General features: G+C 67.2%; 18 protein-coding genes and 1 pseudogene. 2 read left to right on the top strand and 17 right to left on the bottom strand.

Going from position 1 to position 23941, the window contains the following annotated elements:
- Position 1: 1 nt before the first annotated feature.
- From ACR807_RS04660 to ACR807_RS04625, 8 genes are all read right to left on the bottom strand, one after another.
- On the bottom strand, positions 2-970 hold the full coding sequence (locus ACR807_RS04660; RefSeq protein ID WP_438919938.1) for a thiopeptide-type bacteriocin biosynthesis protein: 969 nt from the start codon (positions 968-970) through the stop codon (positions 2-4).
- A complete protein-coding gene (locus ACR807_RS04655; protein WP_438919937.1) occupies positions 952-2130 on the bottom strand; it encodes a lanthionine synthetase C family protein in 1179 nt (392 codons plus the stop codon). Before ACR807_RS04655 ends, ACR807_RS04660 begins: the two co-directional genes overlap by 19 nt.
- Positions 2127-5222, bottom strand: coding sequence for a lantibiotic dehydratase (locus ACR807_RS04650; protein WP_438919936.1), 3096 nt, complete (start codon positions 5220-5222; stop codon positions 2127-2129). Before ACR807_RS04650 ends, ACR807_RS04655 begins: the two co-directional genes overlap by 4 nt.
- 81 nt (positions 5223-5303) lie before the next feature.
- The gene (locus ACR807_RS04645; protein ID WP_233825285.1) at positions 5304-5495 is read right to left on the bottom strand and encodes an FxLD family lanthipeptide; all 192 of its coding nucleotides are present in this window, start codon (positions 5493-5495) and stop codon (positions 5304-5306) included.
- A gap of 5 nt (positions 5496-5500) precedes the next feature.
- Positions 5501-6805: a methyltransferase, FxLD system gene (gene fxlM, locus ACR807_RS04640; RefSeq protein ID WP_438919935.1), complete on the bottom strand. Its 1305-nt coding sequence runs from the start codon at positions 6803-6805 to the stop codon at positions 5501-5503.
- Between the two features lie 101 nt (positions 6806-6906).
- A complete protein-coding gene (locus tag ACR807_RS04635; RefSeq protein ID WP_438919934.1) occupies positions 6907-7251 on the bottom strand; it encodes a hypothetical protein in 345 nt (114 codons plus the stop codon).
- Positions 7244-7543 carry a hypothetical protein gene (locus ACR807_RS04630; protein WP_438919933.1) on the bottom strand — a complete coding sequence of 100 codons (300 nt, stop codon included), beginning with the start codon at positions 7541-7543 and terminating at the stop codon, positions 7244-7246. Before ACR807_RS04630 ends, ACR807_RS04635 begins: the two co-directional genes overlap by 8 nt.
- 3 nt (positions 7544-7546) lie before the next feature.
- Entirely contained in the window at positions 7547-8104 is a 558-nt protein-coding gene (locus ACR807_RS04625) for a DUF4254 domain-containing protein (protein WP_438919932.1), read from the bottom strand.
- Positions 8105-8270: 166 nt separating this feature from the next.
- On the opposite strand from ACR807_RS04625, the gene ACR807_RS04620 reads away from it, so the two are divergent.
- The gene (locus ACR807_RS04620) at positions 8271-9584 is read left to right on the top strand and encodes an NsdA family TPR-like regulatory protein (protein WP_438919931.1); all 1314 of its coding nucleotides are present in this window, start codon (positions 8271-8273) and stop codon (positions 9582-9584) included.
- Entirely contained in the window at positions 9581-10459 is an 879-nt protein-coding gene (locus ACR807_RS04615; RefSeq protein WP_438919930.1) for a phosphotransferase enzyme family protein, read from the top strand. The genes ACR807_RS04620 and ACR807_RS04615 overlap by 4 nt, the downstream gene beginning before the upstream one ends.
- Before the next feature lie 33 nt (positions 10460-10492).
- Here the strand turns inward: ACR807_RS04615 and ACR807_RS04610 are convergent, their stop codons facing one another.
- From ACR807_RS04610 to ACR807_RS04570, 9 genes and pseudogenes are all read right to left on the bottom strand, one after another.
- Entirely contained in the window at positions 10493-11236 is a 744-nt protein-coding gene (locus ACR807_RS04610; RefSeq protein ID WP_438919929.1) for a hypothetical protein, read from the bottom strand.
- A 433-nt stretch (positions 11237-11669) separates the two neighbouring features.
- On the bottom strand, positions 11670-12509 hold the full coding sequence (locus ACR807_RS04605; protein WP_438919928.1) for a hypothetical protein: 840 nt from the start codon (positions 12507-12509) through the stop codon (positions 11670-11672).
- Positions 12510-12532: 23 nt separating this feature from the next.
- The gene (locus ACR807_RS04600; protein WP_438919927.1) at positions 12533-16600 is read right to left on the bottom strand and encodes a PDDEXK-like endonuclease domain-containing protein; all 4068 of its coding nucleotides are present in this window, start codon (positions 16598-16600) and stop codon (positions 12533-12535) included.
- 512 nt (positions 16601-17112) lie between these two features.
- Positions 17113-17376, bottom strand: a pseudogene (locus tag ACR807_RS04595) (3'-5' exonuclease); the annotation flags it as partial.
- 27 nt (positions 17377-17403) lie between these two features.
- The gene (locus tag ACR807_RS04590; RefSeq protein WP_438919926.1) at positions 17404-19050 is read right to left on the bottom strand and encodes a UvrD-helicase domain-containing protein; all 1647 of its coding nucleotides are present in this window, start codon (positions 19048-19050) and stop codon (positions 17404-17406) included.
- Positions 19047-20441: an ATP-dependent nuclease gene (locus tag ACR807_RS04585; RefSeq protein ID WP_438919925.1), complete on the bottom strand. Its 1395-nt coding sequence runs from the start codon at positions 20439-20441 to the stop codon at positions 19047-19049. The genes ACR807_RS04590 and ACR807_RS04585 overlap by 4 nt, the downstream gene beginning before the upstream one ends.
- Entirely contained in the window at positions 20371-21051 is a 681-nt protein-coding gene (locus tag ACR807_RS04580; RefSeq protein WP_438919924.1) for an AAA family ATPase, read from the bottom strand. The genes ACR807_RS04585 and ACR807_RS04580 overlap by 71 nt, the downstream gene beginning before the upstream one ends.
- Before the next feature lie 390 nt (positions 21052-21441).
- Positions 21442-23145, bottom strand: coding sequence for a relaxase/mobilization nuclease domain-containing protein (locus tag ACR807_RS04575; protein ID WP_438919923.1), 1704 nt, complete (start codon positions 23143-23145; stop codon positions 21442-21444).
- Positions 23142-23543, bottom strand: a complete 402-nt coding sequence (locus ACR807_RS04570; RefSeq protein WP_438919922.1) for a hypothetical protein — start codon at positions 23541-23543, stop codon at positions 23142-23144. The genes ACR807_RS04575 and ACR807_RS04570 overlap by 4 nt, the downstream gene beginning before the upstream one ends.
- Positions 23544-23941 lie beyond the last annotated feature (398 nt).

Below are 23941 nucleotides of genomic sequence, written 5' to 3'. Positions count from 1 at the left end.
GTCAGCTCCGGGGCAGCAGGGCCGCGGTCGCCGCGCGGGCGAGGATGCCCTGGCTGCCAGCCGACAGGCCGAACCGGTTCCAGTGGAAGATCAGTACGTGGGTGAGGATCGCGCGGGCTCCGCGGTCCAGGCGTCCTCGTGCGGCGGCGTCGCCGAGCCGGCGGCCGGCGTTCTGGAACGCGGCGAGCCAGGGCGCCGCGTGCTCGACCGCTCCACCGGAGGTGAACAGCTCGCTGGTCGGCAGGTCGTGGATCGACAGCAGGACGCGCACGTGGGCCGCCAGTTGCTCGATCCGTGCGGCGTCCGCATCGGCGGGTGCGGGCCGGAGTCGGGCGACCCTGTCGAAGACGTCGCCGCACTCGAACACGTCAAGGCCGGCGGCGCGCAGGAGACCGCTGAGCAGCAGGATCGACAGTTCGCGGCGGCCGAAGCCGGGGTCCTCGTGGCGCAGGTAGTCGAGCACGCCGCGCGTGTCGGCGCAGAACAGGTCGTGGGCGGCATCCATCCCGGCGAGGCCGCCGAAGGCGGCGGTCTCCGGCTCGTACACCGTCGGCCACCACCGCACGATGACCCCGGCCGCGGTCAGCTCGTCGAGCACGTGGTCGACAGCCGCGGTGTCCGCACCGTGCAGACGCAGCCGCCAGCAGGGATGTTTGCGCAGAAACCACCACCCGCCCACCGCCCCAGCGGCTTGGAGGTGATCCAGGAGCGGCCCGAGTTGCGCCGCACCTACGGCCTCGGCAGTGGACCAGTCGGGGAACTCGACGCGCACCTGGTACCAGTCGTGTTCTGCATGTCGTTCCAGCGCCGCGAGACCCGCCGCCTGGTAGACGTACACGGCTTCGTCGAGATCGGCGCGGTCCAAGCCGCTGTTCGCCGCAACGGTCTTCAGGTCGGTGCCCGCGAGCACGGCGAGCACACTGGCGGCGAGTTCGTGTGGCGACGTGGTGGTCAGGTGATCAGCAGACATGCGTCCCATCCCGTGTGCGGTGGCTCGGCGTATTGGGTGGTTTCCAGCGCCAGTCCCACTCCGGCGCCTCCGGTCAGCAGTCCGCCCTCGTCCGCCTGGTCGTCGAGCGATCGGGCGTGCCGGGCGAGCCTGGTGGCCAGTACGGAGAGGCGTTGGCCGATGGCGGGGTTCCGCGCGTCGCGGGCGGCCCGGTAGGCGGTCTGATAGACCCCGGCGATGCCGTGGCACAGGCCCGGTTCGGTGATCCGGTCGAGCTGCGTATCGGTCAGACTCGCGGCTAAGGCGTCCTCAGCGGCGTCCTGGCGTCGCGGGTCGTCGGTGGCGATGGCGGCGAGTTGTTGAGCGCGGGCGATGCCGACCGTGCCGTAGCACCAGGACGGTCGGCCCGGTCCGGGTTGGGCGGGACGGCCGGTGCGCAGTTCCTCGCGGGTGATCCACTGCGGCCACCACGGTCCGTCCGCCGAGTCCTGCCGCCACCGGTCGAACCAGCCGTTCAGGACGGCGATCGCCTCGTGTTGGCCGTCGACCACGCAGCCGTGGGTGGTGGCGACGGCGAGCAGGGCAAGCAGCCCGGCCGCGCCGTGCGCCATCCCGAAGTTCGCGTGCCCGCCGGGGGTCGGCAGGATCTCGTCCGGGTCATGGGCCACCCACCACCCCGGCAGTGCGACGCCGTCTTGGTGACGCGGCCCGGTCAGTGCGACCACATACCGCAGGATCCCGGCGAGGACGTCGCTTCCGGGGTTGTGGCGCACCAGCAACGCACCGATTCCGGTCAGCCCGTAGAAGAGGTCGAACTCGGCGAACGTGGTGGCCTCGCCGCGCTCGATCCTGCCCGCAGCGGTCGCCAGACGCCGATGAGCCAGGCGCAGCACGTGCTCGTCCAGTACCTCGCAGGCCGCGCGGTAGCGAGAATGCCTGTCAGAGGCGGTGTGCAGCACGAACGCGATCGCCGGTGCCCCGTAGTACAGACCAGCGTGTTCGGCGGCGTCGATCGGCCCGCACGTCGCTTGCCGGATGTGGGACCGGGCGGTCTCCCAGCTTCCGGAGCCGGTCCAGGCTCGCTCGATGTGCAGCAGCGCCGTCCCGGCCGCGCCTCGGGCCAGGGATTGACCGGCCGCTTCGTCGGCGGTGAGCGTGACCGCGCCGGGGTCGGAGTTCATCGGGCACCGGCCAGGGCGAGGCGGCGCAGCGCGGCGCCGCGGGCGAGTCGGCCGGTCTCCTTCTCGAACGTCGGATCGACGCCGACGGCACGGACGTGGTGCTCGTGCAGCAGTGTGCGCAGCACGGTGCCCGGATCCCGTTGTTGCTGCGTGAGCGCATGGTGGTAGGTTGTCAGCGTGGTGTCGCGGGCAGTCCAGGCCGCAGCGACCGCCTCACCGCCGGGCAGGGCGCGGACGGCTCGATATCCGTCGTCAGGGTCGGTCAGATCGAGCGCGTGGTCGCGCAATGTCCGGTCCAGCGGGCCGTGTTCCCTGCGCAGGCATCCGACGAGCGCCCGGTACCCGGTCTGCGGGTCGGGGGCGAAGGACGCGGCCAGGTGTGCCATCGACGCGGCGGCCAGTGCCTGGGCGGGAATCCCGGATGCCTGGGCGGTCGTGATCTGTGCGATGGCGGCCGCGGTGTCGGCGGTGAACATGTCCTCGGCGGCGGCCAGCGCCGGGCCTTCGCCGTAGCGAGCGAGATGCTGCGGGTGGGCGGCGAGGGTGAGCTGGCACGGAAGACCCCGCGCGTGCAGGTCGGCCGCAAAGGCGGCCACCCTGGCGGCGACCAGCCCGTACTGTTCGGGGTTGGTCAGGCGCAGCAACACGGCCAGGTGCTGATCGGATTCGGGTCGGATCATGTCGCGGTGCCGTCGTACCCACCACGGCCCGACCAGACCGTCGAGGCTGTCGACGAACGCGGGCAGGTGGCCGGTGAGGATCTCGTCGAACCGCGCGGGGTTGCCCACCAACTGCGCGTGCACGATGGCGGAGCCACCCGGTCGAAGGACCGCACCGGGTGCCGCAGTTGCCGGAAGCGGCCGTGAGACCGGGGTGGTCGCGATCATCGGGATCAACAACTCCGCCGGACGCCCGATCCAGCCCTGGCCGTCGGGCGGGCCGTCTTCTTGCAACTCGATCCGCTCAGCCCGCTCCACCTGAGCCCGAAGTAAGGCGCGGTCCAACTCCTGATCGAGGTCGAGCGGCAGGCGCAGCTCACCGTGGCACAACACGACTCGTGCCGGTACCCGCCACCGCTGCCGCCAGGAACGCAGCGAGTCCTTCTGCCAGCCGGATAAGTCTGAATCGCTGAGGGTCCAGCGGGCAGCGGAGAGCACCGTGCGCCGATACCGGATGCGGGGCACGTAGGGCAGAGTGCGGGCGGCGCCGAGATCGAATCCTCGGAATACCGCGTTGCGCGCGTCGGCGACCTCAGCGAGGAACCGGGCCAGTGGCGGACTCTGGACGGTGGTGTCCAGGGCGTGCGGAATCCGGGGGATCACCCGTCGGCCGGTGGAGCGCTGGACCAGGTACATCTGGTCGGCGTCGGCTGTGACCGCCAGGTCGTCCACGCTGATCACGCCGAGATGCGGGTGTGCCGGGTCGGGATATTCCGAGAGTGGTACGACGTCCGGGAGTAGCGGCTGGACGCGCACCACGTTCTCGTTGTGCGGGCGGCGTGGCGGAAACGACAACTGCACGGCGATCGTCTCATCCTGCGCCGCGGTCTCGGCTTCCGCGGCGTAGGTAGAGGCCAGTCGTGCGCGGTCGGCGTCGTCGAGCAGGTGGGCGAACCGTGCGGCCATGCTGGTGGGGATGCGCGGTGCGGCCGTAACCCGAAGTTGGAAATCGTCTCGGTCGATCGCCTGGGTCGAGGCGGCGTACACCGCGACACCGAGCTCGACACGCTGCGGCGCGATGATGTCGGCGTGCTCCCCGACGGTCAACGCCTCGATGTCCGTGTCGGTCAGCGTGATCTCCTCGGCACCGTCCACCGTGGCCTGCTGAACCAACGCCATGAGGGCGGCGTCGCGTTCGGTCAGCATCCGCCAAGCAGGCCTGGCACGTGGCGCACCGAGGTACCCGGCCGGGTAGCCGAGCCCAGAGTCGGCAATCAACTCCCGCACCGGCACCAGCGCACCGGGACCGTAGCGAGCACGGAACCGGGCGTGGTAGTCCAACCAGGCCGCCGAACCGAACGGCTGAGTGCTCATCCGCAGCAGAACACCGGCGGCGACCGTCGCCTCGATCAGCACCCGCTCGGGGACGGTGATCCTCGCACCCAGCCGCACGTCGGCGGCGAACACGTGACTGGTGTCGGGGACCAAGGCGGTCATCTGCGTACCGAGGGCCGTCCGGATCCCGGTGGCCCGCACACGGTCAGTGGTGCTGTTGTGATCAGCAAGGTGGGCACTGATCCCGTCGAGTTCACGCATCAGCCCGGCAACGTCGGGCAGGTCCTCTCCACCGGCCGCACGTAGCGCGCGGACCAGGTGGGACAAGGCGTCAACGGTCGTCATCGGAGGGCGAAGGCTTGTGATCAACAGGCCGCCGTCGACCAGGCCGTGCAGTAGTGCATGGATCTTGTCCGGGGAGGCGGACGGGAACCGGGCGGTCATCTCGGCGGCGAGCGCGTCGAACTGAATCGGCGAGCCTGCTGCGGTCAGCGCGAACTGCACGGGCCGGATGAGCCGTACCGAGGACTCCCGCAGCGGTCCTGGGGTGGAGGCACCGACCTCAGCCCGGCGGTGCACGATGACGCGGCCGTCGCGCACGATCCTCGCGTTGTCGGCCATGACCGTCAGCCGCGGGCGCAGGCCAGGATGCCGTTCGAGCCGGTCGATCAGCGTTGTAACCCACTCGGCGTCCGCGCGTAGCACGGCCCGGTGCCCACCGCCCACCTCGGCCTTTGCGGGTCCGATGGCGGCGGCGGTGATTCCGGCGAACAGTCCGAATGGGGTCGCGCGCCGCTGCCAGCGCAGTAGGTAGGACGCCACGGAGACGATGGCGCGGCGCAGCTCCTTCACCGGCTGTGGCCCGGCACCCGTGTCGAGGAGTTGGTCGAGGCGGGCACAGAGCACCGGGCTGGCCAGGTGCAGCGCCTCGCGTACCTCTCGGCGCGCCCACACCTTCGTCAACCATGCCCGGCCCTCCTGCTCGACCGCGGCGGGGTCGGACAGGTCCAGGTGCGTCGGAGGGTCGAGGTCGCCGGGGTCTGTGGTGGCACGGACCAGGACGAGGCTGGTGTGCCGGTAGCGGGTGGACACGGTCATGGTGATCGGCTCTCCTCGCCCGGTCGGCTGGCCGCCGCCGTCGGCGCCCGAGGGTTCGGGCGCCGACGGCAGAGGGCTGGGTCAGAACGGGTCGTTGGAGCCGGTGCTGCACGCGCTGGTGCCGCAGGTGTTGCCGCAGCCGTCGCTCGTGTCGCACATCATGATCACGAGCTGGGTGGTGCTCTCCACGACGCGCATGTCGAGCTCGAACTCCGCGTCGTCGACGGCGGAATCCTCAAGGTCCGGGCTGTCGACGGTCAGCGTTGGCGACATCGGGTTCACTCCTCATCTTCGGGGTTGTGCAGGGCATCCGGGCCGGCTGCGGTGTTCGCCGCCTGCGGCCAGGAGATCGTGACCAGGCCGTGTGTCTTCTCCAGCACCGCCGCGCCCTCGTCGATCCGGGTGCGGTCACTACCGGTCGGCCAGTAGGCGAACGTGGGTGCCACGTCACGGGACTGGCGGTCCCACGCCTGGATCTGTTCGACCATCGCGGTGGCGGCGGTCTCGCCGTGTGTTCCGTAGGCCCGCGCCCCGAACTCGACCCCTGCGCCGTCCAGCGCCGGGCGCACCGCCAGGTAGGCGAAGGAGTCGCCGCGCACGACCCCGAAGGGGAACCAGCTCTTGCGTTCGGCGGCCAGGTCGGTGCCCTCGTCCACGGCCAGCTTGCAGAAGCCGGGCAGGAAGCCGGCGAACCACAGGTGCAGGTCGGCGAACGACACGCCGTGCTTGACCGTGACGCCAGACCAGACCTCGGTGCGCTCCGTGGCCAGGACACCGTCCAGGAGGCTCATGTCCTGCGGCACGTCGCCGTCGAAGCGGAGCTTGAGGTTGTGGCCGTGCGCGTCGGGGAGCAGGAAGATTCGCTCGTCGTGCGCGCCCGATCCCTGCATCGGGACGAATCCGCACACCTCAGCCGAGGTGCTCACCAGGTGGTCACCTTCGCGGCGGAACGCGATCGAGCGGGTGATGCCGTTCATCCGCAGCGGGACGACGATCGCGCCGTTCTCGGACAACTGGTCAAGCCAGGTCGGCGAGAGGTCCCACGCCCCGACCGTCACGAGGATCGCGTCGACCGGTTCGTGCAGTTCGGGCACAGGGTTCTCGGCGTCGGCCTGGACAACCGTGACCCGGCTGCCGTATCCGGTGGCGTCCAGCAGGACGCAGGCCCGATCGGTCACCTCGGGGTCGATGTCCACGCTGACGACACGCCCGCGCGGACCGACGACCTCGGCCAGCAGCGCGGCGTTGTAGCCCCCGGATCCGATCTCCAACACGCTCATGTCGGGCCCGAGCCCGGCCTGCTCGATCATCCGCGCCTGGATGAATGGCGCGCTGGTCGAGGAGATGATCACGCCGTCCTGGTCGGTCTTGATAGCCACCGAGTCGGCGGCGTTGTAGGCCACCTCCAGGGGCGTGCCTTCGGGGACGAACAGGTGCCGAGGCACCGTGCGGAATGCCCGCTCCACGACCGGTGAGGTGATCATGCCGTCCGAGAGGAGCTTGTCCGTCAGGGCGTTGCGGATCTCGGTCGCCCTGTCGGAGTCGGTGGACGGGCCGGTGTTGTGGTCTCGCGGTGTGTTCACCTGGTCACCTTTTCAGAGGGTTCTGCTGCGCAAGTGCGGCTCGCGGACGAGGTCATGCGACCGGAGGAACGCGCCGCGTCGGGGGCGGCGCGTCCGTCCGGTCAGGAGGCCCCCAGCACGGCGACGGACGACCGCCGATCGGCTGCCGCGTGCCGACCGGTCGCGGCCGTGGGAGGGCCGTCGGTGACCAGGTGCTGGTGGGCGGTGGTCCACACCGTGCACGGTGATCTCCGTGCACGGAACTGGCCGGAGCACTGCCGACAGCGGCCGCGCCCGTCGAGTGCGTGCTGGTCGAGCAAAGCGCGCCATGCGGCGGTAAGACGGGCGATCTCGGAGTCGGCCAACGCCGCACGGCATCGGAGGTCGCCCTCGCCGACCAGGGCGTCGAGGTAGTCGAGGTGGTCGAACACGGCCTTGTGCATGGCCGTGAGCGGTGCTTCAGCCATTCGAGACCTCCTCGGTGGGCCAGGGCTGTTGCTTCGTGGTGGCTGGTGGCCACAGCCGCGAGTGGAGGTCGACCGGCACCAGGTCGGCGAGCCGGACTCCGGCGGCGATCACCAGGTGCGCCGCGTCGTGGAATGGGGGACACGGCCACGACCGAGCGGAGCAGATCGGGCAGAAGAGCTGTTGACCAGTGGAGGGCAGGTGGGTGGTGAGTTCGTCGATGGCCGTCGCGACGCGGCCGACGGGGCTGTCGACTGCCACGACGACGGCGACGACATCGCGTGTCCCGTCCACGTCTCATGCCGCCACGTCGTGGTCGGTGAGCGCCTGGTAGATCGGCAGTCGGCGACGGCCGCCCAGCAGGTCGGTCACCAGGTCGTCGTAGCCGATGCACAGCTCTCCCAGCCGGTGCAGCGCGAGCTTCGCCGGATCACGCGCGGCCGGGTTGTCGTCCTCGGCCAGCAGCCGGGACCGGACCCACGCCGCGGCCAGGCGGTCAACCAAATGCCCCAGGCTCTCGGTGTGCAGCAGCCGCGCGCTGGATTCGCCGAACTGCCTTCCCGCCCAGGCGTCAATCCGCTCGACCAGCACCGATCGGGTGACATCGTGGTCGTGAATCGCACGGAGGGCCGCCGCGGCCACGTGGTCGTCGCCGCGCGGGTCGCTGATGATCTGCTGGGCCTCGGCGCGTGTCCCATTCTCGGTACCCAGGTCTGCCGCCAAGGCCAGCACCGGGTGCAGGCCGTTGACCTCATGAGGACTGCTGAAGGAGCGAACCACCAGCGACGCACGCGGGATGACGCCGGTTGCGGCGGTGTTCGCCGTTCCACCCTGCTCAAGCGCGGTCTCCGTCATGCCACCAACCGTGCCCGCGATCCGCATTGCTGCGGACACCAGGAACCGGGGATGTCAAGGGGAGGATTCGGGGAGGGTTGCAATCCTCCCCATTCGCGGAGCAGTACCCGTTTCGTCACGTTGCGTGTCACGATGGCCCTGGTCACACCCATGGGAGGCCGGACCAGTGCCCACGGCAAACGATCAGCTGCGGCAGGCGCGGGAACGCACCGCCTCGCCCACACAGCCCGGCGAGTGCCTGTCCCGGCAAGAGCTTGCCGACCTGGTCAACGCCTACATCTGGCGTCATTACGAGCGGAAGGTAGAGCTCGACGCCAACTACCTGGGCAAGCTCGAACGCGGCGACATCCGTTGGCCCGGAGCGCTGTACCGCGAGGCACTGCGCGTCACCCTGGGTGCTTCCAGCGACGCCGCGCTCGGCTTCAGCAACCGCCGCCGCACGGTGGTAAAGCTGGCAACCGTGGACCGAAAGCAATTCCTGCGCACCGCCGCCCTCGGCGTCGGCACCCTCGCGCTCGCCCCGGTCGCCGCCCTGCTGGAGGGCACCCAGCCGACTGCGGCTCCCGCCCGCATCGGGCAGACCGAGATCGACCAGATCCACACCGCGGCACGCGTGTTCGCCGGGTGGGACCACACCTACGGCGGTGGCCTGGCCCGCGAAGCCGTCCTTGCCCAACTCCGGTTCTCCGCCGATCTGCTGGAAGCCAGCTACCCAGCCAGACTGCGCGGCCCTCTCCACAGCGCCGTGGGCTATCTCGCCCATACCTGCGCCTTCATGGCCTTCGACGCCTACGCCCACGATGACGCCCGCCGCGTGTTCCAGTTCGGCTTGGCCTGCGCCGAGGAGGCGCAGGACTGGCACCTGCGAGCCAAGATCCTGTCTTCGATGGCCCGGCAGGCGATCTGGGTCGGCAAGCCCGACGAGGGCCTGACGCTGACCGAACACGCTTTGGTCCGCTCCGACCGGCTCACGGCGACCGAGCGGGCGATGCTGCACACCGCCCACGCCCGAGCCTTGGCGAAGATGGGCCGCGTCCGGGAAACGCTGATCGCGGTCGGCATCGCCGATGATCACTTCGCCCACCGCAACCCGGCCAACGACGCGTCGTGGATGGGCTACTACGACGGCGCCCAACATGCGGGCGACACCGGCCACGCCTTGTTCGACCTGGCCGTCCAGGGCCGCTCCCCCGCAGAAGCCACGACACGGTTCTCCACGGCGGTCGCCGGACACACCGCCGCCTACGCCCGGTCACGCACGATGTCGCAGATCAAGCTGGCCTCGCTGACGATGGCCACTGGCGACCCGCGCGAGGCCGCGGTGATCGGCTCAGCGGCACTGGACGCCGCCGGGACCATCCGCTCCAACCGCGCCGTGGACGACCTGCGCGAGCTGGCTCGCTACGGCCAACGACACCGGGCCATCCCCGCCGTGGAGGCCCTGCGGCACCGCATCACGACCCTGGTGGTGGCACGGTGAGCGATGACCATTCGGCCGTGCTGGCCGCCGCCTGTGTAGAGGTCGGCCTCGACCACACCGACGCCGAGCCGATCCGGCTGGGCGAGAACGCCTTGTTCCGTCTGCCCGGCGGCGTCGTGGCCCGCATCGCCCGGCCCGGCCAGCTCGCCGCCGCCACTCGTGAGGTCCGCATCGCGCAGTGGCTTGCCGAGCACGAGATCCCGGCCGTCCGGGCGTTGAAGGACGTCGTCCAGCTGGTGCAGGCGGCGGGCAGGGCCGTGACCTTCTGGGAGGAGCTCCCTCCCCACCGACACGGCACTCCCGCCGAGGTCGCCACGGCGATCCGCCGACTCCACGACCTCCCCGTCCCCACCGACCTGCCCATCGGCGACCTTGACCCGTTCGTCCGGCTCGCCGAGCGCATCGACGCGGCCACCACGCTCACCGACGAAGACCGGACCTGGCTCCGCGAGCACCTGGCGTCGCTCCAGACCCGCTACGCCACCCTGCCTCCCGGCCTGCCGCGCTGCGTCGTGCACGGCGACGCCTGGGTCGGCAACGTGGTGGCCACCGACGACGGCCAGGTGGTGCTGCTCGACCTCGAACGCTGCTCCGTCGGCCCACCCGAATGGGACCTCGTCAGCACCGCCATCAAGCACACCAGCTTCGGCTGGATCACCGCAGAGGACTACCGGGACTTCTGCGACCGCTACGGCCACGACGTCACCGCATGGGCCGGCTTCGACCTGCTCCGCGACATCCGCGAACTGCGCATGGCGCTGTACGTCGCCCAACGCGCAGCGGAACACCCCGTGGCACGTGAGGAGGCCGCCTTGCGCACCGATTGCCTACGAGGTCAGGTGCTGCGGCCCTGGGCGTGGACCCCAGCGCTCTGAGCGGCTGAACCGGAGAACCTACCCACAGCTCGATCAGGAGTAGCGCTCACGTTCCTTCCAGGCAGCGTAACTGCCCAGTTCGTCGTGGAGCACCTCGTAGAAGTCAGCGCGCAGGCTGTCGAGACTCGGTGCAGGTCCTGAGGTGGCAGAGCTCAGCAAGGCGGGCAGCGGCCAGGTGAGCAGTTCCCCGTGCCAGCCGCAGTAGACCGCTATCGCGTCCAAGTGGAAGGTGTCGAACCGGTCGAGCAGCACGTAGCCGAGTAGCTGCCGCAGCCACGCAGCTACGTCTTCGTCGGTGGGTTCAACGGCGAGCTTCACATCGACCAGGGTTCGTCCGATCACCAAGTCGACCACGCCATACCCGCCCGCCAGTTCTGGTGCGACGACCACCTGCTCCCCCAGCTCCTGCAGGGCTTGGCGGCCACGCTCCAGGTAAAGAGTCCAGCAGTGCTTCAGTGCATCGAGGAGCTCGGTGTTGCCATCGGAGTCGTCCACTTCGGTCGCCATGCTGGCGAACAGGGAGCGACGCTCGTCCACTGTGCGCCTGGTCCCCCAGCGGTGCATGGGTTGCCTGAAGGAGTCCAGGGCCAGGCAGTCCAAGAAAGCAGCACTCTGGTCCTCGGCCGAGTCCGTCGGACGGCGGGCACGTTTCCAGTGGCGCAGCACTGGATCCGCAGTACCGTTGGCAGGCAGGGTGCCGACTGGAGCGTGCTCGAACCCGACCGCGGTGAGCAGCGCCGTGCAACGGTCGGCCGAAAGATAGGACAATTCCTGCAACCGTGGTGGTGTACTGGCCAAGTCGAGACCGATGCGCAGTTCCAGTGCCCACCCCGCACTATCTCGTCCATGACGCGGTGCTGGGATGTCGTTCCGGGCTGCAGATGCCAATACCTTGGTCCACTGCCCGAGTACCGGGGCGCGGTGCGGCAGGCGATCATCGAGGAACCTAGACAGGGGTGTTCCTGCGTACTTGGCCTGTTCTTGGATGCCTATGACGACGCTCCCTGTTCATTCGACTGACCGTGCGGCGTCGGCGTTCGACCTCCGCACACTGACCTGCGCCGAGGATCGCAGCACTGTGGGGACAAGCGGGATGCGCCCGTCCCACACAGTGCTGGCGAAGTCTCGGACTGCCTGGGTGAAGGCAGTCCACGTGCCGCCTGCCCACACCGGGGAGGCGGCACGTCTACGACTGGACCAACGCCGCCAACTACACGGTTACCTCGTCCGCGCCTTGGGAGACCACCAGCTTGTCGAGGTCGTTCAACAGTGCCTGCACCGGCGGCCAGCACATGGCGACTGTGTCGGCGTCCGGGGTGAAGTCGGTCTCGAACTGCTTTCGCGGGTGGATGTAGTTGCGGAATTCCCTTACGGGACGCATGAAGTCCTTCGCGTCGAGCTGCACCAGGCCTCGATCATGAGCGGTGTCGAGGAGCAGTTCGAGACCTGCACGGTCGGCCCTGATCTTGCCGTTCCGACCGGTGAACCCTTCTCGCACCAACTCGGGGTAGTGGCCGGTCAGCACCGAGTAGAGCAACCCTTCAACGAAGCTGCCGATGCCGAAGAGCGCGAGGAGGTACGAGCCGCTGGCCTCCGCGAACTGACTCTCTCTTACTCGCGAAACCAACATCTGGACCAGCTTCTCCTCACGGATCAGCTTGCGCAGCCGTTGCTCCACGTCTTCAACGTGGAGCACCACCTTGGCCGTGCCGTTGCTTCCCAGCTCTCCCACCACCGGTCGACCACCGACGTAGTTGACTTCCAGCCTCTCCAGCTCAAGCACCTCATTGATCGATCGGCGGACGTCTTCGGCTCCCGTCCTGCCGTCCACATACTCGATGGGATCACACAGTCGGCACAGGAACCGCTCGATGTCGGTTCGCGCGTTCTCTCGTTCGGTCAGGGCGTCGACCAGCCAGCTGACCTTCGACGAGCCGTCGTAGTCAGGCGGGTCGATCCAGCCGGCGTTGCGGAGGAGTGCTTCAACTTCGCGTCCCGTGCGCTCGTACGGACCACCCTGGTCGACCACGATCCGGGCGAGCCGCTCCACAGTCTTGGGGTCTAGCGGAAACATCATGCTCCCTGTCCGTCAACGAGCTGCTGAGCGCGCACCAGGGCGTTGCCGATGCGCTGTTGCATCTTGGTCGTGCGCTTGCGGAAACCGATCTCGTCAATGGCTTGGTCGATGCGGGCGTCGCGATCGGCCAGCAACCGGTCGGTGAGCAGCCACAAGCACAGCTCGACCAACTCGCGGTCGGAGTAGTCGTCGATCTTCGACCGTCGCGGCTCCGAAAGGAACCCTGGGCGAGGACCGCGTTCGATGACGGGCTGGTGCGGCTTCTGCGGGGGCGCGGTCGTCGCAGGAGAAGGAGCGATGTCGCGTTCCGCGTCGAGCATGGCCTTCTCCCAGCTCTCCACGATCATCGCGGTCTGCGTGGCCCGATCGCGGAACCACTCACTCGCCCACACGCGGTGGAACCGCCAGCCGAGGCGTTCCAGGTGCTCCTGTCGGAGCCTGTCACGGTCACGAGCGCTGCCCAACTGGTGGTAGGTGTCGCCATCCGCTTCAACGGCCAGCACCATCCGGCCGGGCTGGTCACTGTGCCCCAACGCGAAGTCGATCCGGTAACCGGCCACACCCCACTGCGGGGTCACCGGAACGCCGGCATCGACCAAGGAGTCATGGATGCTCCGCTCGAAGCCGTTCATCTCCTGCTTGCCCTGCGCACCGACGAGGCCCAGCGATCCCCCGTTGTCCGCGAACTCCAGGTACTGGCGCAGCAGGTCCGCTCCGACGCTGATCCCGGTCGTGGACATGTCGAGCGGGGAGAACGAAGCGACGATGTCCACCCGCTTCCGCGCACGTGTGATCGCCACGTTGAGGCGCCGTTCTCCTCCTTGCCGGTTGAGCGGGCCGAAGGCGGTCATGTGGAGTCGACCGTTGATCGCCTTGGCGGCACCGAGGCTGAAGATGATCGCATCGCGCTCGTCACCTTGGACTTGTTCGATGCTCTTGACGAACAGGCGACGCCCCGCGCCCTGCATGCGTCCGTTGAACTCAGCCAGCTCGTCGTGAGCGGCGGTGGCTCGGCGAAGAGCGAGTTCGACGCGTTTGGCGTGATTGCCACCCATGGTGATGACACCAAGGGTGTCCTCGGGATTGGCGCGGGCGTGCGCCAGCACCAGGTCGACAACCTTCTCCACCTCTGCCTCGGCAGATCCGTCACGGCCTGGTGCCACCCTGCCGTCGACTTGGTGCAACGACAGGGGGCTTACCGTCTGGCAACCGGGGAAGGTGATGAGCTTCCCCTGGTAGAAAGCCTTGTTGGAGAAGGCGATCAGTCTCTCGTCCTGGCTTCGGTAGTGCCACTCCAGCATCCGGGTGTTCGGGATGAAGGCGCTCAGGCAGGCGAGGATGGACTCGAAGTCACGAACCTGCGGCGTATCGGCCTGCTCGTCATCCTCGTCGTTGTCCGAATCGCCGCCGCTGAGAGCTGTGCGGAACCAGGCGCTGGGCGGCAGTTGACGCTCGTCACCCGCGACGACGAGCTGCTTGCCGCGCATGATGGAAGTCATCGAGTCCTGCGGTTCCACCTGGCTCGCCTCGTCGAAGACGACCAGGTCGAACAGCCGCTGCGCGGGCAGGAGCCTGCTGACCACGATCGGGGACATCGCCCAGCACGGGCGGGCGGCGAGCAAGACGTCCGGTGCCTTGGCGACCAGCTTCCGCAGGGGCATGTGGCCCCGCTTGCGCTTCGCCTCGGCACGGACCACGTCGTTCTGGTCCGGGTGCGCGTCACGTGCTTCACGCAGCCTCTCGGCGACGCGCCGGCGCACGCGCTGGGCGTTGAGCTGGAAATGCGAGGTGTCGAACTCCCGGAACTCGGACACGACGTGCGAGTGCTGCAGCCCCGCGAACTGCCCCAGGTGCGGGATGCGCACCCGGTACTCGTCGAGCAGGGAGCTGTACCACGAGTAGCGGAACATCGTGCGCGCGAGTTCGGCGTCCGCGTTCCGCTCCACCAGGACGTCGAGAAGACCGCCCATCCCCATCTCGACGAGTCGATCGGTCAGCTGGTTCAGCATCGGAACTTGGAAGAGGACGTCCCGCTCCTCGATAAGCCGCTCGACGCGCGCTGTCACCTCTTCCTCCGACCACTGGTCGGGTTCGGTCAACTGCGCACCCATCGCCACGGCAGCCAACTGGTCGCGGGCCTTGGCAATCTCATCGAGTGTCTTAGCGAGACCGACGACTTCTTGGGGTGCGCCTCCTCCCACCGCCATCTCCTGCCATCGGTTGCGCTGAGCGAGCGCTGCACTCAGGTCCGCGTGCAGGGTGCGCCGGTTGCACTTCCCGGCCTTACGGAGCGCTGCGGCCACCTTGCGGACCTTGTACCGCCGCCACCAGTTCAGCTCCCGTGGATTGGCCGATCGCCACTTGCGATCACCCGTGGCGAAGCAGTAGTCCTCGAGCCCTTCGCCGAACACGTCCTTCTCGAACAAGGTCAACGTGCCCTCAACCTGGCGCAACAGCTCCAAGACCCGTTCCCAACCGGGCAGGTCCGTAGGGCGTTGGAAGCCCACTTGGCCGATGAGGCGACGCATCTGGTTCTGCGCCTTCGGCCAAGTCTTGCCGTGCAGCTCGTCGAGCTGCACGACGATGGCTTGCATCTGCTCATCCGTGCGGATGTCGGACTGGGACCACGCCGACTCGCCACGGTGAAAGCGCAGTCCACCCGAGTTGATGAACCTCGTGAGGTCGTCTTCGACTCGCCGAACCGTGTCGCCGTGCAGGTCGCGCAGAGCGGTACCGCGGAAACGCACCGGATTGCTGCTCTTGGGTGACAGGGCGAGGAGGTTGTCGTAGAGGGAGAACGCCTTGATGCCCCACGGCTCGATCGCGGCGTGCAGGGCCCGGTCGTGGTGGAGCAGGTGGTCACGTTTTTCGGTCAGCCGCTCGTGCAGGCCGTTGACCTCTGCGGGCGGCTCTTTGCTCGCTCTGTCCAGCGACTCGGAGACCTGTTGCGCGACCTGCCGCTTGTCGAGCTTCTGCTGGTGGAGGTCGAACACCAGGTGTCCCAGGTCGACGTGCTCCAAGCGGTTGGTGACCGCCTCGATCGCGGCTCGCTTCTCCGCGACGAACAGTACGCGCCACCCTCTCGCCGCCGCGGCGGTGATGATGTTGGCGATCGTCTGGCTCTTGCCGGTTCCCGGCGGCCCTTGGATCACGACGTGCTGCCCGTCCATCACCGCGTTGACAGCGCGCTGCTGGGACGAGTCCGCGTCGAGGACGAGGAACTCGTCCCTGAGGACAACCTGGTCCGGCTCGACCGGTTGGTGCCCGCTGGCTGTCTCACGGAGCTGACGCCTGGCCGGTTCGTAGCCCGCCGTCGCGGCGATGACGTCGTGCGATGACAAGAGCTCGGCACAGTCCTTCAGCTCGCGCACCATCGGCAACTTGTCGAAGCTGAAGGTGCTCGCGAACAGCCGCTCCTCGAACTCGGCGGTGCGTCCGTGTTCGGACACGAGGTCACTCAGCGCCCGGTACACGAGTCCAGCGTGCGTCGAGCGGTCATCGTTCGCCTCGATCATGGCGTTCAGCTCGTCGGTGAGCTGCTCGACGTCGAGGTCGATGCCGTGCTGGCGGTTGAGCGCGTACAGCAGCACCGGGTTGACCTCAGGGGCTCCGACCAGCTCAAGCACGTAGTCCGTCTCCGCAGCGGTGCGGGGTGTGATCGTGAGTGGTTGGAGGACAAGAGGCGCCCGCAGGGGCTTGACCGGCGTCGTGCCCTTGGTCGACGTCGGCTGCAGCAAGAAGAGGCCGTGGGCCAACTTGCCCACGTCATCGACGCCCTGCTCCTCCTGGAAAGTGAGCATCCTGCGGCGCAGGTTGCGCGCGCGCTGGCAGGCGGCCGCGTGTGCCTCACCGGAAGCCACCAACGTGTCAAGCCTGGTCTTGCGGCCTGAGAGCAGCTGCGCAGTGAATTCAGGAGCGGCCTTGGCCAGGTCGAGGCTCCAAGTTTTGCTGTCGCGGTAGTACAGCAGTGTGTTGTTGGGACCGAAGTCGATCAGGTCATCTGCCCACGACTCTGCCTTGGTTTTTACGAGATCGATCCGAGCACGGTCGGCACCTATCGCCACCTGCCCTTCCCCCTTCGAACGCTGCGATCGGCGCGAACACCGAGCCCGCAGAGCACTGGCGAGCCGACCAGTATGCCGAAGGGGGCAGGCCAGGTCAGCGCCCGTTCAGGGCATCTACAGGTGCACGATCGGGGCGATGCGATACCCAGAGTGGAACACACCATCCAAGAACATGCCCCAATCCGTATAATTGCGGAAACTACAGAATTCGCGTATTTTAGCAGTACCGAGAGCCGGAGCGAAGCTTCAGTCACACCCGAAATAACCGGTAGGTGCCACCCAGTGCCTCGCCCTCCGCAATCTAGGTGAAGTCGCTCAACGCCATTTCCTTCAAGCACTCAACCGCTTCGACATCCCAGAAAGTGCATTCATTGGTCAGGTTCCTGAAACTGGAGTCCCTCGCGACCGCTAATCGCGATCAGGTGTCTGACCAGCCGGTCGGGGCGTTGCCGGACGCTCCCAGACTGGCATGGAGTTTTCTACAACAAGCGGATCTTGACCATCGTGCATAGCTATCCCTGATCAATCTCTGGAACGCCGCCGCTGTCAAGCATCGCGAAGAACTCCGCAATGCCGCCGGTACGGGCGTGCTTGGTTGTCGTCGTGAAGATCAATGGTTGCGCGGCCCTGGAGAGTCCGACGAAGAAGGTACACGTGGCTTCGTCAGGGTCTCTGTTGTATGCCCACCATTGCTGATCATCAAGGCCGAGAAAGAACACGGTGTGGTACTCCAAGCCCTTGCTCCGGTGAGCAGTCAGCATGACGACGGCGTCTGCGCACTCGAACTGGTTAAGTACACCGCCCTAGTCAGTAGCCAATCCCATAACTGCACCGAGGCGTTCCCGGAAGGCAGTGATCGTGACGTCGAGGTCCTCGCTGGGCGACGACGACTTCACATAGCGACGGAGCACCTCAGCGTCGAGAAGGCTGAGCAGGTGCTTCACCGTGTCAGCCGCCGAGGTTGCAACCGGTGGGTTGATCTCGAGCCAGTTGCGTAGGAGGGCGATCAGTTCGGACAGGGTCTCACCGACTCGGCGCTGAGCTGCTTCGTCGCCGATCGCGCCGTGCATCCTTTCCATGGACATCGACACGGCGCGCCAGACCGTGGCCAAACCGCGCCGCTGGTTAGCCAGAAGGAGGAGGCCAATCAGGAGTTGCGCTGTCCCGTTCTTCAGCAGGTCTTGCAGCCGCATCTCGCCCACTTGCGCGTCATCGTTGCGCACCCTGATGTCATGAGCAGCAAGACGAACTCGGAACCGTGACTCGAAGTCGGAGACCTTCTGCCGAACGATCAACGCATAGTCCTTGGGCGCCCGGCCTGAGCGAGCCATATCCTCCGCCATCCAGGCGGCGATGAACGCCGCCTCACGGTCGAGGCTGCTGAACATCCAGAGTTCAGCCGATTCCGCCTCGCCCTCGGCTACCTTCGAGACGGCTGGCACGCTGTTTGCATCCAGCCTGCTGGCGATGACGTGCTGCAGTTGTACGAGCGAGTGACTGGAGCGGAAGTTCCACGTCAGCGGGTAGGGAGTGGCGTCGAAGGCGGCTGTGAAGTGTTGGATCGCCCTCGGAAGTGCGCCTGCCCAGCCCATGATCCGCTGCTTATCGTCGCCGACAGCGGTGACCGCCGGACCGTGACTAAACACGGACTCAAGGAAGGAGAACTGAGCACTGGTCGTGTCCTGGAACTCATCGACGAAGACAAACGGGTAGGTGATGCGCAGAGCACGTCGCAGTTTGGGAGCCGATCTCACGAGCAGTTCGGCAAGCCGATTGAGCATGACGAAGTCGAGGGACGCCTTGCCTGGCCGGAGGTAGCGTTGCCGCCACCATGCCATGGCCGCGTACGCGATACTGTCCGCCAAGTCGCGCTCCGTTAGGACTACAGGGAGATTCCAGCCACCTACCACGTCGGTAACGAAGCGGTTGGCAGTGATGCTGGCGAGGTCCCTGCGCATGTGGTGCGGCGCTGTCGAGAGCAGGTCGATCAGGACGCTGTCGATCTGGAAACGTGGGACGAAGTTGATCTCGTAACCGTCGTCCATGCGCCAACTCGACGGTAGGGCTGGCGCGAACCGGTCCACGAGCCCCTTGGTGAAAGCGTCGAAGGTCATCGAGACGAATCGATCGGCATGCTCGGGCACACGTGCGGCGACCCGCCGGCCGAGATTTGCCGCAGCGTCCCGCTTGAACGAGATCGCCAGGATCCGCTGCGGCACTGGGCAGAGCCCTGTCTGTAACAGGTAGGCGGCTCGTTGTGCGAGGAACTCGGTCTTGCCCGCGCCAGGCCCGGCTACAACTGCAACGTTGTCAGTGTCCCTTAGCGCTTGCCACGCGGCTGGCTCGAGATCGTCGATCCCGATGGGACGCCAGGGCTCGACCGGAATCGACCTGCCGGGGTACAACGTCGGTGAGGTCACCTCGTGGAGGTCGTCAGCGCCAACACTCATAGTCCGACCTTGTCGCGGACGTGTGCCACAAGGGCCTTTACTACCTCCGGTGCGCAGGCGTTGAGTTCGCTGTCCTCGAGGCGACCAAGTGCCTGTAGGTGACTACTCGGCTTCGACCTGGACAGGAACAGGTACCGATACCAGCGCAGCCGCTCACGCCGGTCATCGTCACTCCAATACGACACCTTGGCACCGACATCGCCCAGGACGGCAACGGCTGGGTCGTCAGCGTTGGGTCCGCGGTCTGCAGACTCGAGGTGCGTGTACGCGGCTTCGAAGTGCTCCAGCATGACGTAGTCGAGATCGAGCGGCCCAGCGAAGAAGACACCGAACTTTCGGAGATGCTTCAGGACTGGGTCCAAGTCCTCGATCGACAGACCGTCGCCGATGTCTGCGATCTCGTCATAGCCGTCCAACTCGGCCAGCGGAGCGACCTTGGCATCCTCAAGACGTTTGCAGGCGTCGCGCAAACGGGCCGGACCGGCACCCGTTTTGCCGTAGTCCAGGTCCAGCAAAGTCGCGTGCGGAATGCCGAGGTCGTTGAGCAGTTGCCACATGTGGTTAGTATGGCGGCCGCCGAGCGGGACCATTGCGATGAACGACGGATCGAGCTGAACCCCGAAGGCTTCTGCGATGCGGGGTATGACGATCTGTTCGGTGTCACCTTCGCCCAGCACCACGAACCTGGCGAAGTACAACTCCGGATGAGCACGCACGGCCTCGCGCACGTACTTCCCGGCGTCGGTGCGACTAGCGGGAAGAGTGATCTCGCGAACGGTCGCGTTCGCCGTCGAGGGCTCCATGCGGAAGTAGCGGACGTTCTCAGGACGTATGCGGGTCAGCACGCTTGCAGAGTGACTGGAGATGATCGACTGCGTCGCACTAGTACCGCTGAGGTCCTGCAACTGCTTGACGATCCGGGAGAGGAAGAAGGGCGAGAGGCTATTCTCGGGTTCCTCAACGGCGATCAAGGTCAAGTCGGGAAGCCTTGCTGCGTTCAGCGTGAAGTCCGTGACGTGGCGTCCGTCGACCAGTGCCCCCTCGACATCGAGGGCCGCCGCCGCAAGCGCCAGGTGCAGCAGTGACCGCTGCCCGTCGCTCAGCAGACGCGCAGGGCGCGGATGGCCGCGGTGATCAGGCTCGAAGACCAGTTCCGAGTCGCGGACCAACTGGTCGAAATCATCGTCGAGCAGTCGCAATCGAGGTTGCGAGTGCGGATTCGTATCATGCAGTTGCTGCCACCGCGAGGTCAGAGCGGACTCGACCGCCTTCACCACCGGCTCGGCCGCGAACCGGTCTGCTACAGCGACCGCATGCTCGTTAACCAAGTCTCGCAGCTCTGCCGACCATTGCGCAGCGCGCCACAGCCGACTCCGCAGGAAGCTGGTCACCTGCCGTGCACCATCTCGTGACGCCGGGACGTAGATCATTTGAATGCGGCTGCGCTCGGCGGGGGGGAAGTACCGCGAAATCTTCTTCGCCGTATTCTTCCACGAGGGTACTGACGATCATGCGGGCCTCGGAGATGGCGCCCTCAGTCGTGCCGTCATCTACCCATTCAGCTTTCAGCACGATCCTGACCTTGAGGTCACCGTCCTCGGTAGCAGCCATCCGCTCGAAGAAATCCGGAATCGCTCGGTGCTTCGCGCCCAGATGCTCCAGCTCGGTCGCGCCGCTCGCCCCGTCGATCTCGCCGTCGCCGTGATCCGCGTTATCGTCAGCTTCGTCATGTCCGAGTTCAGGGAAGGCCAACACCACTTCGATCATCAGGTCACGAGTGGCTGGTCGCACAGTTTCGTCGGCCGGAACGTGGAAGTCGTCCAGCCGCAGCGCCCGCTCCTGTCCCGTGACACCGAACAATCGCAACAACGCTTCGCAGGCAGCGGTCTTGCCGGAGCCGTTGGTGCCGATGAAAGCGGTCAGACCTTCATCGAGGCAGATAGTGGTCCGCCCAGGACCGAAGCACCTGAAGTTGTCAAGCACCAGACTCTGTATGAACATGCTTCACTTTCCGGGCTAGAGCTACGCCTTGACGGCCCGTCACTCGTCTTACGAGTGATACGTCCATCGCGATGGTGACTGTTCGCGTTAGTCAACTCGCACATTAGAGGCATCCATTCACCCGTTCAGAGCAGCCCTGTAGCTGTGTGTCACCAACTGTTGACCCAGAGGCTTCGCTCCGAAATCGATGCTCCGATGCTGGTTGGTTCGGACCTGACCACCGACTCGACGCACTAGCCAGCAAGGCCAATAAGGTCGCTGCGACCGCTTCGCCAGCAAGACGCCCACACCCTGGCCGATACCTGTACGCACCTAGTACAAGGGTGTCGACCTGTCGGTCTATGTCAGGCGTGGCCTCACATCTCCGCCTGTCGCCCTAAGCTGCCTGGATCATCGAGAATGCCGTGTGCGTCCAGCCGACCCAGGCAAGGTAGGTCGCTGCAGTCTTGCCGGTTTGCTGCCAGGAAGCGGCGTTGGACTCGGTCTAGCTACGGCGGGGGTGATCGTGTTGCTCAGTTGGTGACGCGTCGGCTGCTCGACTGGGAGTTGATCCCGGGCCGGGTGCTTGCTCAAGACAGAGATGGCGCCGTTGAGCTGGTGACGAGCGGCCTGGCGGATGGCTCGGTGTTCAGCGATCACGTGCAGCGCCGTGATGATGCTCAGGACAGCGACTACGACTGCGGCCAAGATGATCGGCGTGATGTCGCGAACCTGGGCAGCGATGCGGGTGGCGTCGCCCAGCAGCCGCAGTGCCTCCTTGGCGGTGATAAGCGAGACCGACGAGCGGTTGGCATCCGGTGACGCAGCGGGACTGGTTGTCAGGGCAGGGCGGAACTGTGCCGCACGGGTGAGCTGGTCGTAGACCTTCTCCAGCAGCTGGTGCGGGTCGTGGAACCGCGCCACGGCTACTAGGTCAGCGGTGCGCTCGACAAACAGATGCCAGGTGCGTTGGTCCAAATCCGGCGCCGAGACAGTGCCCTCTGCGGTGCCAGTAGCGGCCTCCACCGCAGCGCGGGCCCGATCCAACTCTCGACGCAACATCTGCTCGCTCGTTCCGCTGCGCCGGTCCTGCGGGCCGACAGGTTGGTCGGCGATGTCACGCCACAGCGTCTGCTGTCTGCTGACGGGTAGTGGCCTGGCGTCGGTCCAGCGGGCGCGTAGCCGCGGCAAGGACAGGTCGCGGCGCAGGGTCGACCCGGCGAACCACAGCGGCTCGGGTTCTGGGAGGCCCTGCTCGGCGGCTTGCTGCTCGGGCCGCAGTGCGACTTTGTAGCCGGTGACTGGCCCAATCTCGGGGTAGGCGGCGACCAGCACGCCACGGCGGCGCAAGCCCAGGACGAACCCGACCTCGTTAGCAGCCTCGGCGGCCTCAGCCGTGACGAGGTCGCGCAGTCGGTCCCGTTCAGTGCGCTGCCCGTTGGTGTCCGCACGTACGAGTTCGACGCGCGAGGTGGCTTTGGAACGACCCTCGCCAGCCGGGGCGGTGCGCGTCCAGCCGCGCTCGTCCTCAACCTGGCGACACCAGTCGCGCCACCGCAGGAAGTCGCGGTGCAGGTTGGCCACCTGGCCGTCGCCTAGCACCACGTTGACCACGACGTGGACGTGGTCGTTGCGCTTGGTGGAGAGGCCGTGGTGGACCGCGACCCACCGGCAGCCGCCCTGACCGTCATCATCGGCGCCCAGGCCCAGGGCGGCGATGCCGGACTCGACCAGCTCCCGCCACACCTCGTCCGGCAGCCGCTGCTGGGTGGGATGCTCTCCGTTCTTATCGGCGTGCGCCTCGGGCTGGGGCGGGTAGCCGGCGGTGGCGACGTCGGCGGGCGGGATGGACAGGACCACGTGATAGACGTGCCCGTCCGGTAGGTCCACCTGATGTCCGGTCATAAGGGCGTCCAGTTGCTGAGCCAGCCGTGCGCGTCCTGGGGCGGTGGTCGCGTCCTCTCCCCAGGACCCGCCGCGTACCCAGTCGGGGTTCCACGCCGCCACGACGTGCGGGTCACGGTGCTCGTTGGAGCGACCCCGGCCGAACAGGTAGCGCAGCAGCCCCAGGGTGTTGGAGCCGCGCTTGCCGCGGCCCGCGACTTCGGCGATCACCGCCCGGCCCCTCGGTGCTGGTCCACTGCACCGAGCACCCGGTACAGCTCGTCCAAGACCCGCTCGTGGTAGGCCAGCACCGCCTGCAACTGCTGCGGACCGACGACGTGGCCGCTATTGGCCTGGCGGGCGAGTTGGTTGAGCGCGCTGCTCGATCGGGACAACTTCACCGCAGCGGCTTCCCACTCGGCTACCCAGTGCCGCTGCTGGTGTAGCGACCAGCCGTCGGGCTCGCGCAGTCCGCACTCGACCAGGTACAGCGGCACCGACAACCCGGCCACCGCCGCCCTCGCTGCCAACGCGGCCCGAACCTTGATGGTGGTGCGGATGTTGATCCGGGTCTCAGCGCCTCCGCGCACACGCCGCTGCCGACGCACACCCTGCTTCCTCGTGCTCATCGTTCCCCCCGAAATGACAGGCGGGCTCTCCGGAGCCCGCTCACTCTCAACGTCGAACGACTGGCTGGAAAGTGCCAGCTTTGCCTTGCCGATCTGTGACCCGCGGAGTCGGTGCAGTCCGTGCAGCGCCCTCGTGAGGTCGAGCCGGGCGCGATGACGATGAGGTCGGCGCCGACTTCGCGCGCCACGTCCCGGTCGGGCTCACTGCCGCGCCGGCCACCGTGCAGCCCACGCTCGTCGCCGACGGCACGGGAGTGCCTCGGTCGATGGCGCGTGGGCTGCGCGGTGAGCCGGTGGCGTTTGGTCAGGACGCCCTTCGGGTGTCCTGATCTCTAGCTTGCTACGGCGGCAGATGGCCGCCTTCGTGCTGCGAAGAGCGCACGAAGGGAGCGAAGGTA

Origin of the sequence: Saccharothrix sabaoui (genome assembly GCF_051756985.1) — a bacterium.
GTDB lineage: Bacteria > Actinomycetota > Actinomycetes > Mycobacteriales > Pseudonocardiaceae > Actinosynnema.
The sequence above is the reverse complement of the archived record's forward strand: the minus strand, read 5'-3'. Positions and strand labels throughout refer to the sequence as shown.

Bases quoted from the DNA above. Each gene is read 5' to 3' on its own strand.
- ACR807_RS04650 (WP_438919936.1), bottom strand. From the start codon at position 5,222: ATGACCGTGTCCACCCGCTACCGGCACACCAGCCTCGTCCTGGTCCGT.
- ACR807_RS04645 (WP_233825285.1), bottom strand. From the start codon at position 5,495: ATGTCGCCAACGCTGACCGTCGACAGCCCGGACCTTGAGGATTCCGCC.
- ACR807_RS04655 (WP_438919937.1), bottom strand. From the start codon at position 2,130: ATGAACTCCGACCCCGGCGCGGTCACGCTCACCGCCGACGAAGCGGCC.
- ACR807_RS04580 (WP_438919924.1), bottom strand. From the start codon at position 21,051: ATGTTCATACAGAGTCTGGTGCTTGACAACTTCAGGTGCTTCGGTCCT.
- ACR807_RS04570 (WP_438919922.1), bottom strand. From the start codon at position 23,543: ATGAGCACGAGGAAGCAGGGTGTGCGTCGGCAGCGGCGTGTGCGCGGA.
- ACR807_RS04590 (WP_438919926.1), bottom strand. From the start codon at position 19,050: ATGAGTGTTGGCGCTGACGACCTCCACGAGGTGACCTCACCGACGTTG.
- ACR807_RS04625 (WP_438919932.1), bottom strand. From the start codon at position 8,104: ATGACGGAGACCGCGCTTGAGCAGGGTGGAACGGCGAACACCGCCGCA.
- ACR807_RS04635 (WP_438919934.1), bottom strand. From the start codon at position 7,251: ATGGCTGAAGCACCGCTCACGGCCATGCACAAGGCCGTGTTCGACCAC.
- ACR807_RS04660 (WP_438919938.1), bottom strand. From the start codon at position 970: ATGTCTGCTGATCACCTGACCACCACGTCGCCACACGAACTCGCCGCC.